Source organism: uncultured Sphingomonas sp. (assembly GCF_937859915.1).
GTDB lineage: Bacteria > Pseudomonadota > Alphaproteobacteria > Sphingomonadales > Sphingomonadaceae > Solisphingomonas.
On record NZ_CALMAW010000047.1, the window covers coordinates 1 to 10,442 of the forward strand.

The window sequence follows — 10,442 nt, forward strand, 5'->3', positions numbered from 1 at the left end:
GCCCTGCGCCATGTCGGGCCGGCCGCCGCCGCCCTGCCCGCCGAGCGCCGCGACCGCGGCCTTGACCAGATCGACCGCGCTGCGGCTCGCCACCAGATCGTCGGTCACGCCGACCGCGACCGAGGCGCGCCCCTCGTTGACCGCGAGCATCACCGCGACCCCCGAGCCGATCCGCGTCTTGGCGTCGTCGACCAGCCCGCGCAGCCCCTTGGGATCGAACCCCTCGAGCACCTGCGCCACGAACCCATGGCCGCCGACCTGCTCGATCGCCTGTTCGGCCTTGGCGGGACCGCCGCTGCCACCCAGCGCCAGCGCCTTCTTCGCCTCGGCGAGCTCGCGCTCGAGCCGGCGGCGTTCCTCGACGAGGCTGACGATGCGCGCGGGCACCTCCTCGGGCGACGCCTTGAGCGCCTGCGCCGCCTCCTTGAGCCGGTCCTCGCGACCGGTGAGCCAGGTCCGCGCGGCCTCGCCGGTCAGCGCCTCGATGCGGCGGATGCCCGACGACACCGCGCTCTCGCCGACGATCTTGAACAGCGCGATGTCGCCCAGCGCGGAGACATGCGTGCCGCCGCACAATTCGGTCGAATAATGATTGTCGAGCACCCGCCCCATCGAAAGCACGCGAACCTCGTCGCCATATTTCTCGCCGAACAGCGCCATCGCACCCGCCGCAATCGCGTCGTCGGGCGTCATCAGCCGCGTGCCGACGGGCACGTTCTCGCGGATATGGCGATTGACCTCGGCCTCGACCAGGGCGATCTCCTGCGCGGTCATCGCCTTCTGGTGCGAGAAGTCGAAGCGCAGCCGCTCGGCGGCGACCATGCTGCCCTTCTGGCTGACATGCTTGCCCAGCGTGTTGCGCAGCGCCGCGTGCATCAGATGCGTCGCCGAATGATTGGCGCGGACCTCGTTGCGATGCTCGACGTCGACCTTGAGGTGGACGGTGTCGCCGACATTGATCTCGCCGCCCTCAATCACCGCCTTGTGCGCATGCAGCCGGCCGAGCGGCTTGGCGGTGTCGGTCACCTCGGCCTCGAAGCCCGCGTCGCCGGTGATGATGCCGACGTCGCCGACCTGGCCGCCGCTCTCGCCGTAGAAAGGCGACTGGTTGGTGAGGATGGTGACCTCGTCGCCGGTCTGCGCGGCCTTGACCCGCTCGCCGTCGCGCACGATCGCGACCACCCGACCCTCGCCCTCGACCGCGCCGTAGCCGGTGAACTCGGTGCCGCCATGCTCCTCGGCGATGTCGAACCAGATGTCGTCGGAGGCCTTGTCGCCCGACCCCTTCCAGGCGGCGCGGGCGGCGGCCTTCTGCTCGGCCATCGCCGCGTCGAAGCCGGCGCGGTCGACCGCCATGCCCTGCCCGCGCAGCGCGTCCTCGGTCAGGTCATAGGGGAAGCCGAAGGTGTCGTAGAGCTTGAACGCGGTGGCACCGGGCAGCGTCTCGCCCTCCGCCATCGTCGCGGTCGCCTCGTCGAGCAGCCGCAGCCCGTTGGCGAGCGTCTGGCGGAAGCGCGTCTCCTCGAGCTTGAGCGTCTCCTCGATCAGCGGCTGCGCGCGGACCAGCTCGGGATAGGCGACGCCCATCTCGGCGACCAGCGCGGGCACCAGCCGCCACATCAGCGGATCGGCCGCGCCCAGCAGATGCGCGTGGCGCATCGCGCGGCGCATGATCCGGCGCAGCACATAGCCGCGGCCCTCGTTGGCGGGCAGCACGCCGTCGGCGACGAGGAAGCCGCTCGCGCGCAGATGGTCGGCGATGACGCGGTGCGAGGCGGTGTTGGCGCCGTCGGTCGGCGTACGGGTGAGATCGCCCGAGGCGGCGATCAGCGCCTTGAACGTGTCGGTGTCGTAATTGTCGTGGACGCCCTGCAGGACGGCGGCAATGCGCTCGAGCCCCATGCCGGTGTCGATCGACGGCCGCGGCAGATTGAGCCGCGTCTCGGCATCGACCTGCTCATATTGCATGAACACGAGGTTCCAGATCTCGACGAAGCGGTCGCCATCCTCGTCCGGGCTGCCCGGGGGGCCGCCGGGAATATGGTCGCCATGGTCGTAGAAGATCTCCGAGCACGGCCCGCACGGGCCGGTGTCGCCCATCGACCAGAAATTGTCGTTGGTCGGGATGCGGATGATACGCTGTTCAGGAAGCCCCGCGATCCGCTTCCACAGGTCGAACGCCTCGTCGTCGGTATGATAGACGGTGACGGTGAGCCTGTCCGCCGGAATGCCCCATTCGCGCGTCAGCAGCGTCCACGCGTGGGTGATCGCCTGCTCCTTGAAATAGGCGCCGAACGAGAAATTGCCGAGCATCTCGAAGAAAGTGTGGTGCCGCGCGGTATAGCCGACATTGTCGAGATCATTATGCTTGCCGCCCGCGCGCACGCATTTCTGCGACGAGGTCGCGGTGACATAGGGCCGCGTCTCGAGGCCGGTGAAGACGTTCTTGAACGGCACCATGCCGGCGTTGACGAACATCAGCGTCGGATCATTGTGCGGCACCAGCGGTGCCGACGGGACGATCTGATGCCCCTCGCGGCCGAAATAGTCGAGGAAGGAGCGGCGGATGTCGTTGGTCGAGGTCATGCAGAGGATTTAGGCGAGCCGCGAGGGCGCGGCAAGCGAGCGGATTCGATCGATGTGATCGAGCCGAAGCGACGTCGACGAGATCGCCGCCGCGCGACCGATCGGACAAAAAAAGGACCGCCAATGGCGGCCCCAGTTTTCAGGTGGTTCCAAAAGGGGAGCTTCGGAAACCGCAGAGCAAGGGGCGTCTCTGTACCGTCGTTCTGCGCGACGGATGCCTGACCTCGGGCGGCCCGGACCGCTATGTCCGGACCATGGTGGCTAGCGCGGCTCGGGCGCGATCCGGGCGAGTTCGCCGGCCTGCTCCGACAGGCGTTCCGCCTTGTCGGCGTAGCGATCCGCCAGGCGGGCGTGCGCGGTCTGCGCCGTCGTGACCTGAGCGGTGTCCGCGGCCGCGCGCTCGACCAGCTCGCGTTCGCGACAATAGTGGATTTCATCGACGATGTTCATCGGATGCCCCCCGATCAGTACCGCCGTCAGCGTGGCTTTGCGCGGCCTAAGCTGCTCTGATATCGATCAATTTCCCTGGTTATTTCTCGAACACCTATGTTCGTCTTTGCAACATGACGTATGTTGCACGAGTGATCATCGGATCGGCATCCTCTTAAGGATAGTCGATCGCGACGACTTCATATTCCTTCTCGCCGCCCGGCAGTATGACGCGGCGCAGGTCGCCGACCGCCGCGCCGCGCAGCGCGCGCGCCAGCGGCGCGTGCCAGCTGATCCGCCCCGCCCCCGCATCCGCCTCGTCCTCGCCGACCAGCGTGACGACGCGCTCGGCGTCGTCCTCGTCGGCGATCGTCACGGTTGCGCCGAACCAGGCGCGGCCGCGGTCGGGCTGCTGCGACGGGTCGACGACCTGGATCTTGGCGAGCTTCTTGGACAGCCGGTCGAGCGTGCGGTCGATCTCGCGAAGCCGCTTGCGGCCGTAGATGTAATCGCCATTCTCCGAGCGGTCGCCATTGCCCGCTGCCCAGCTGATCGTCTCGACCAGCGCGGGGCGCTCGATCTCGAACAGCCGCTGATATTCGCCGCGCATCGCGCCGTAGCCCGCGGGCGTGATGTAGATCGGCCGGTCCATGCCTCAGCCGGGCGTGCGCTTGGCGAGATAGAAGGACAGGCGATTCGTCGCGGTCTGGCCGTGCCGCGCGGGATCGAGCGTGTCGTAGACGACGACATTCTCGAGCACGTTCTGGACGTAGCCGCGCGTCTCGGAGAAGGGGATCGCCTCGATCCAGTCGACCGGATCGACCCCGCCCGAGCGCGGATCGCCATATTGCGCGAGCCATTTGCGGACGTTGCCGGGGCCGGCATTGTAGGCGGCGACGGCGAGCACGTAATTGCCGCCGAACATGTCCATGATCCGCCCGAAATAGCCGGTGCCGAGCTGCATGTTATAGCCCGGATCCGAGGTCAGCCGCTGATAGTCGTAGGCGAGACCGAGCTTGTCGGCCTGCTCGCGCGCGGTGCCGGGCATCAGCTGCATCATGCCCCGCGCGCCCGCGCCCGACACCGCCTGGCGATCGAACTGGCTCTCCTGGCGCATGATGCCGTGGATGAAGGAGAAATTGTTTGCGATGTCGGCGGGCACCGGCAGCACCGGGAAGCCCGAGCGGACATAGTCGCTCGCCGATTCGGGTTTGGCCGCGCGCTCGGCCATCACGCCGAGATCGGGGCGCTGGAGCTCGCGCGAAAGCTGGGCGGCGAGCAGATGGTCGGCATCCGACAGGTTTGCCGAATTGCCGATCACGCGCAAAAACTGGGTCTGGTCGCTCCAGTCGCCGAGCTGCCCCAGGATGCGCGCGGCGCGCACCACGTCGCGCTGGTCGAAGGCGTCGCGATCGGCGGGCGTGACCAGCGCATAGTCGGGATCGACCGGCGCGGGCACCGGGCGGCCAAGCCGTTCGAGCGCGAGCTGGCCGTAGAAATGATCGGGGAAGGCGGCGGCGTTGGCGAAATAATCCTGCGCGCCGGCGGCGTCGCCCGCCGCCAGCGAGGCACGCCCCGCCCAATAATAGCCTTTGGCGCGCGAGGTCGGGCTCTGCGAGGCGTCGGCATAGGCGCGGAACGTCGCGATCGCGTCGCGCGGTCGGCCGAGATGCTGGAGCGCGGCGCTGCCCGCCAGCCAGGCGAGGCTGGTGAAGGCGTCGCGCGCCGCGAAGGGCTGCGCGCGCACGCTGGTGCCGACCGGGAAAATGCCGGTGAGCTGGCTGGCGATGCCGTAGGCGACCGCCCAATTGCCGTCCGCCGCCGCCGACTTCGCGACCGAGAGGATCGTCTCCATGTAGCGCGTCGGGTTGAAGGCCGGTGCGTCGAGCGGCTGCGGCCGGGCGAGCTCGTAGCGCGCGACCGGCTCCTGCGCGGTCTCGCGCAGCCAGGTGGTGCGGTCGATCCGGTAGCCGGCGTCGCCGTTCGCCGCGGCGCCGAGCGCGGCGGCCTGCGCCGCGGCGTCGGGCGACTTGAGCTGATAGGCGAGCCGCGCGGCATAGATCGGGCGCCGCGCCGGGCTGACCAGCGCAAGCTGACGCTGCGCCGAGACGAAGGCGCGGTTCCACAGCAAGGCCTCCATGCGCTGGTCCTGGTCGGCCTGGGTCAGCGAACTGCCGAACATCGCCGTCAGCCGCGCCTCGTCGGTGGTGGAGAGCTGGCCCGAGGTCCACGCCGCACGCGCCGCCGCCTGCGCCTCGAGGGCACGGCCGCGGGCGTAGAGCGCCTCGGCGAAGCGCAGCTGCGCGCTGCCGGTCTGCGGCGGCAGGCGGGTGAAGAAGGCGATCACCGTGTCGGGCGGGGTGACGTCGGGCTGGAGCGCGGCCTCCGCCGTCTTGCGCATCGCCGCCTCGCCCGGCCAGCCGGGGTGCGCGACGAGAAAGTTCGCATATTCCTGGAAGGTCAGGCTGCTCGACTGGCGCAGCCGGCGCCACTGGACGAGCCCCTCGGCGGTCGGGTCGCTCGGCACCCCCGCGCTCTGCGCATAGGGCGAGGCATAGCCATACGCCGACCCGGCAAGCCCGAGCTGCGAGCGGTACCAGGCGACCTGCTGGGGCGAGAGCGTGGCGACCGCGGCGGTGGCGGCGAGGAAGAGCGCGGGGATCGGAAGCATCACGCGGCGATGCAGCATGCTGGACATTATGCCAAGCGGCTCCTTATCAGGCGCTTACTGCGCGCGGCGTCGGTCGTGCCGCGACTATGCGCCGCCGCCCGGCGCGCGTGAAGGAGAGTAAGATGTTCTCGGGTTCGATTCCCGCCCTGGTGACGCCTTTTCGCGACGGTCGATTCGACGAGGCGCTGTTCCGCGACTTTGTCGACTGGCAGATCGCCGAAGGCTCGAGCGGGCTGGTGCCGTGCGGCACGACGGGCGAATCGGCGACGATGTCGATCGTCGAGCATGATCGCGTCGTCGCGGTGTGCATCGAGCAGGCCGCCGGCCGCGTGCCGGTGATCGCCGGCTGCGGCTCGAACGACACGCTGGTCGCGCTCGATCACATGCGCTCGGCGAAGGCAGCGGGGGCGGACGCCGCGCTGGTCGTGCTGCCCTATTACAACCGACCCAATCAGGACGGCATCTACGCGCATTTCGCCTTTCTCGCCGAGCGCTGCGACCTGCCGATCATCGTCTACAACGTCCCCGCGCGCACCGTCACCGACATCCTTCCCGCGACGCTCGGCCGGCTCGCCGAGATCCCGACGATCGTCGGGATCAAGGACGCCTCGGGGCTGGTCGCACGCGTCACCGCGCAGCGGCTCGCCTGCGGGCCGGACTTCTGCCAGCTGTCGGGTAATGACGACATGACGCTGGGGATCATGGCGATGGGCGGGGTCGGCTGCATCTCGGTGACCGCCAACGTCGCGCCGCGGCTGTGCGCCGACTTCCAGGCCGCCTGCCGCGACAACCGCTGGGCGGACGCGCTGGCGCTGCAGGACAGGCTCTACCCGCTCCACGCCGCGCTGTTCACCGACGCCTCGCCGGGGCCGATCAAATATGCGCTCTCGAAGGTCCGGCCGGGCTTCCCGGGCGGGCTGCGGTTGCCGATGACGCCAGCGAACCAGGCGAGCCGCGATGCGGTCGACGCGGCGCTGGCCGTGGCCGGACTGACCGACGGCTGATCGCGCGCGATGGCGCGATCCGACAAGCTGCTCGCCGCGATGCGCGCCAATCCGCGGTCGGACTGGACGATCGGCGATGTCGAATCGGTGGCACGTGCGTTCGGCATCACTTGCAAGCCGCCGCGTCGGGGCTCACATTACACGCTCTCGCACGAAGCCGTGCGCGGGCATCTCACCGTGCCGGCCCATCGGCCGATCAAGGCGATCTACATCATGCTGCTCGTGGAGATGATCGACAGCTTGGCAGGCGAATGACGATGACCGTGCAAAGCTATCGCGTCTATGTCGAGCCGCTGGTCGAGGCGCTCGGCGGCGGCTTCGTCTCCTATGCGCCCGAGCTTCCGGGCTGCGTGTCGGACGGCGCGACGCCGGACGAGGCGCTGAAGAACATCTATGACGCGATCGAAAGCTGGATCGACGCCGCCCAGGCAGGTGGACAGACTGTCCCCGCGCCCGCAACCAAGAGACACCATGCCTAACTATCCAGCGTCGCTTTCCTGATGGCCCGCCCCCGCCCGCTCGAATTCGAGAAGAAGAAGATCGTCGCCGAGAACCGGCGCGCGCGCTACGAATATTTCCTCGAACAATTTTTCGAGGCCGGCATCGCGCTGACCGGCACCGAGGTGAAGTCGCTGCGCTTCGGCGAGGGCTCGATCGCGGAAAGCTATGCCGAGTTGAAGGGCGATCAGGTCAATCTGATCAACGCCAACATCCCCGAATATAATTTCGGCAACCGCTTCAACCACGAGCCCAAGCGGCCGCGCAAGCTGCTGCTCCACATGCGCGAGATCGAGAAGCTGCGCCACGGCGTCAACCGCGAGGGGATGACGCTGATCCCGATGTCAATCTACTTCAACGGCCGCGGCCGCGCCAAGGTCGAGCTCGCGCTCGCCAAGGGCAAGAAGCTCCACGACAAGCGCGAGACGATCAAGGAACGCGACTGGAAGCGCGAACAGGGCCGGCTGATGCGCGACCGGGGCTAGGCCGGGACTTCTTCTTCCTCGTCATCCCGGACTTGATCCGGGATCCATAGACGCGGCGCGCAATGCTCGGGCGTCGCGTCTATGGATCCCGGCCTTCGGGGGAATGACGGGTTAGGATGCCGGGAATAGGCCCCACATATTCACGCGAAAGCGTCATCATGACGTCACATCCGCTTGCGTCGGCGTCGGCCACTGCTATGCCCGCCCCATACACTGTTTGTTGCTGAAAGGTGAACGAATGCGTCTCGGTCTGCTCGCGCTTCTTGGCTCGTCCATGCTCGGGAGCGCGGCGCTCGCCGCCGCGCCCGTCTCGCTGCTCCAGCCGGTCGCGACCGGCGCGGCCCCCGCGGTCGCCGGCGCGCCGACCTATGGCCGCTTCGGCTTCGACGAGACCGGCATGGACAGGTCGATCAAGCCCGGCGACAATTTCTACGGCTTCGCCAACGGCGGCTGGGACAAGGTGACGCAGATCCCCGCCGACCGCGCGAGCTACGGCATGTTCCACAAGCTGCAGGACCTGTCGCTGGCCCGCACCAAGACGATCCTCGAGAAAGCCGAGCAGGATCCGACGAGCAAGACCGGTCTGTTCTACGCGAGCTTCATGGACGAGGCCGCGGTCAATGCGAAGGGCGTCGCGCCGATCACGCCGTGGCTCGCCGCGGTCCGGGCCGCGCCCGACAAGGCGGCGCTGGCCGCGGAGATCGCCACGCTCCAGCGGATGGGCGTCGGCGGGCTGTTCGCGGCCTATGTCAGCCCCGACGACAAGGATCCGACCACCTATATCGCGCAATTCGCCCAGTCCGGCCTGGGGCTTCCCGACCGCGACTATTATCTCAAGCCCGACGCCGCGCTCGCCAAGATCCGCCCGCAATATGTCGCCTATCTCGCAAAGATGCTGGGCTTCGCGGGTACGCCCGGCGCCGACGCCCGCGCCGCCGCGATCATGGCGTTCGAGACCAAGCTTGCGCAGGCGCACTGGACGCGGATCGAGTCGCGCGACGCCGACAAGACCTACAACAAATGGACCCGCGCCGACTTCGACGCCAAGGCGCCGGGCTTCCCCTGGAAGCCCTATCTGGCCGGGCTCGGCGTCGACGCGCAGCCAAGCTTCGTCGTCGCGCAGCCGACCGCGTTCACCGGCGAGGCCGCGCTGTTCGCGCAGACCCCGCTCGCGGTGCTCAAGGACTATATGGCGGCGCGGATCGTCAGCAGCTACGCCAAATATCTGTCGGCGGACCTCGTCGCCGCCAATTTCGCGTTCAAGGGCACGGTGCTGTCGGGCACGCCCGAGAACCAGCCCCGCTGGAAGCGCGGCGTCGGGCTGGTGTCGAGCGAGATGGGCGAGGCGGTCGGCCAGGATTATGTCGCGGCCTATTTTCCGCCCGAGGCGAAGGCGGCCGCCGACGCGCTGGTCCACAACATCATCGCCGCCTTCGGGCAGCGCATCCGCGCGGTCACCTGGATGGATCCGGCGACCAAGCAGAAGGCGCTCGCCAAGCTCGCCGCCTTCACCCCCAAGATCGGCTATCCGACCCGGTGGCGCGACTATTCGACGCTGGTGATCAAGCCCGGCGACCTCGTCGGCAATGTGTCGCGCGCCGAAGCCTTCGAATATCGGCGCAACCTCAACAAGCTCGGCCATCCGATCGACAAGACCGAATGGGGCATGACCCCGATGGAGATCAACGCCTACGCCAATCCGGTGATGAACGAGATCGTCTTCCCGGCAGCGATCCTGCAGCCGCCCTTCTTCGATCCCAAGGCCGATCCGGCGGTCAATTACGGCGGCATCGGCGCCGTCATCGGCCACGAGCTCAGCCATCATTTCGACGACCAGGGCCGCAAATATGATCTCACCGGCAAGCTCACCGACTGGTGGACGCCGCAGGACGTGACCCGCTTCACCGCGCTCACCGACGAGCTGGTCAAGCAATATGACGGCTATGAGCCGCTGCCCGGCCAGCATGTCCAGGGCGCGCTGACGCTGGGCGAGAACATGGCCGATCTCAACGGCCTCAAGACCAGCTACGACGCCTATCAGCTGTCGCTCGGCGGCAAGGCCGCGCCGGTGCTCGACGGCTTCACCGGCGACGAGCGCTTCTATCTCGGCTGGGCGCAGGTGTGGCGGACCAAATATCGCGAGCCGCAGCTCCGCCAGCAGCTGCTCACCGATCCGCATTCGCCCGGACCGCAGCGCGTCGACGAGGTCCGCAACATGGACCCCTGGTACAAGGCGTTTGGCGTGAAGCAGGGCGAGACGCTGTATTTGCCGCCCGCCGCGCGCGTGCAGGTCTGGTAACGTTGTACCGTCGTCCCGGCGAAAGCCGGGACCCATGGACGCGGTGCGTCTTTCCTCGAACGCGCCGTATCCCTGGGTCCCGGATCATGTCCGGGACGACGGGACGCGATAGGCTCCGATCCGATCAGCGATTGACGGAACAGCCGCAGCGCGCCGAAGAGAGGGGATGCGTTCGCTCGTTCCCCGCGCCGATCTGCCGCCCCGCGCCGCCGGATCCGCCCCCGCCCTGCTGACCGCCGACCGGCTTATCGGCGCCGCGGTCGCCGCGGTCGGGCTCGCCTCGGCGGCACTGATCGCCCATGCCGCGGGCGACTGGCATGTCGCGGTCGGTTTTGGCGTCGGCTTCGTGGCGATCGCGGCGATCGGACTGCTCATCGCGCGCGCCGCCGGACAGAGCGCGACGCCGGCGGTGGCGACCGCCGACCGCGCGCTGCTGCGCGTCGTGCTCGACGCGTCGCACGATCCCGCCG

At 68.4% G+C, this 10,442-nt stretch carries 9 protein-coding genes and 1 pseudogene; 6 read left to right on the forward strand and 4 right to left on the reverse strand.

Annotated features, from left to right (window positions below; all coding sequences use genetic code 11):
* The 4 genes from alaS to Q0326_RS06705 form a co-directional block, all read right to left on the reverse strand.
* Positions 1 to 2,586: alanine--tRNA ligase (alaS, locus tag Q0326_RS06690; RefSeq protein WP_298688432.1), on the reverse strand; the 2,586-nt coding region annotated here is incomplete at its 3' end.
* Positions 2,587 to 2,847: 261 nt separating this feature from the next.
* Positions 2,848 to 3,036, reverse strand: a complete 189-nt coding sequence (locus Q0326_RS06695) for a hypothetical protein (protein ID WP_298688434.1) — start codon at positions 3,034 to 3,036, stop codon at positions 2,848 to 2,850.
* Positions 3,037 to 3,190: 154 nt separating this feature from the next.
* Complete coding sequence (locus tag Q0326_RS06700) at positions 3,191 to 3,667, reverse strand: GreA/GreB family elongation factor (protein WP_298688436.1); 477 nt, start codon at positions 3,665 to 3,667, stop codon at positions 3,191 to 3,193.
* A gap of 3 nt (positions 3,668 to 3,670) precedes the next feature.
* Positions 3,671 to 5,713, reverse strand: a complete 2,043-nt coding sequence (locus Q0326_RS06705) for a lytic transglycosylase domain-containing protein (protein ID WP_298688438.1) — start codon at positions 5,711 to 5,713, stop codon at positions 3,671 to 3,673.
* Positions 5,714 to 5,808: 95 nt separating this feature from the next.
* Here Q0326_RS06705 and dapA point away from each other — a divergent pair, with 95 nt between their 5' ends.
* From dapA to Q0326_RS06735, 6 genes and pseudogenes are all read left to right on the forward strand, one after another.
* Positions 5,809 to 6,690, forward strand: a complete 882-nt coding sequence (gene dapA, locus Q0326_RS06710; protein WP_298688440.1) for a 4-hydroxy-tetrahydrodipicolinate synthase — start codon at positions 5,809 to 5,811, stop codon at positions 6,688 to 6,690.
* A gap of 9 nt (positions 6,691 to 6,699) precedes the next feature.
* Positions 6,700 to 6,945, forward strand: a complete 246-nt coding sequence (locus Q0326_RS06715; protein ID WP_298688442.1) for a type II toxin-antitoxin system HicA family toxin — start codon at positions 6,700 to 6,702, stop codon at positions 6,943 to 6,945.
* Positions 6,946 to 6,947: 2 nt separating this feature from the next.
* Positions 6,948 to 7,169: a type II toxin-antitoxin system HicB family antitoxin gene (locus Q0326_RS06720; protein WP_298688444.1), complete on the forward strand. Its 222-nt coding sequence runs from the start codon at positions 6,948 to 6,950 to the stop codon at positions 7,167 to 7,169.
* Between the two features lie 21 nt (positions 7,170 to 7,190).
* Positions 7,191 to 7,673, forward strand: coding sequence for an SsrA-binding protein SmpB (gene smpB, locus Q0326_RS06725; protein WP_298688446.1), 483 nt, complete (start codon positions 7,191 to 7,193; stop codon positions 7,671 to 7,673).
* Between the two features lie 238 nt (positions 7,674 to 7,911).
* Positions 7,912 to 9,972, forward strand: a complete 2,061-nt coding sequence (locus tag Q0326_RS06730; RefSeq protein WP_298688448.1) for a M13 family metallopeptidase — start codon at positions 7,912 to 7,914, stop codon at positions 9,970 to 9,972.
* Between the two features lie 166 nt (positions 9,973 to 10,138).
* Positions 10,139 to 10,442, forward strand: a pseudogene (locus tag Q0326_RS06735) (hybrid sensor histidine kinase/response regulator); the annotation flags it as partial.

Coding starts and splice junctions, on each gene's coding strand:
- smpB (WP_298688446.1), top strand. CDS start 7,191: ATGGCCCGCCCCCGCCCGCTCGAATTCGAGAAGAAGAAGATCGTCGCC.
- Q0326_RS06705 (WP_298688438.1), bottom strand. CDS start 5,713: ATGTCCAGCATGCTGCATCGCCGCGTGATGCTTCCGATCCCCGCGCTC.
- dapA (WP_298688440.1), top strand. CDS start 5,809: ATGTTCTCGGGTTCGATTCCCGCCCTGGTGACGCCTTTTCGCGACGGT.
- Q0326_RS06730 (WP_298688448.1), top strand. CDS start 7,912: ATGCGTCTCGGTCTGCTCGCGCTTCTTGGCTCGTCCATGCTCGGGAGC.
- Q0326_RS06720 (WP_298688444.1), top strand. CDS start 6,948: ATGACCGTGCAAAGCTATCGCGTCTATGTCGAGCCGCTGGTCGAGGCG.
- Q0326_RS06715 (WP_298688442.1), top strand. CDS start 6,700: ATGGCGCGATCCGACAAGCTGCTCGCCGCGATGCGCGCCAATCCGCGG.
- Q0326_RS06700 (WP_298688436.1), bottom strand. CDS start 3,667: ATGGACCGGCCGATCTACATCACGCCCGCGGGCTACGGCGCGATGCGC.
- Q0326_RS06695 (WP_298688434.1), bottom strand. CDS start 3,036: ATGAACATCGTCGATGAAATCCACTATTGTCGCGAACGCGAGCTGGTC.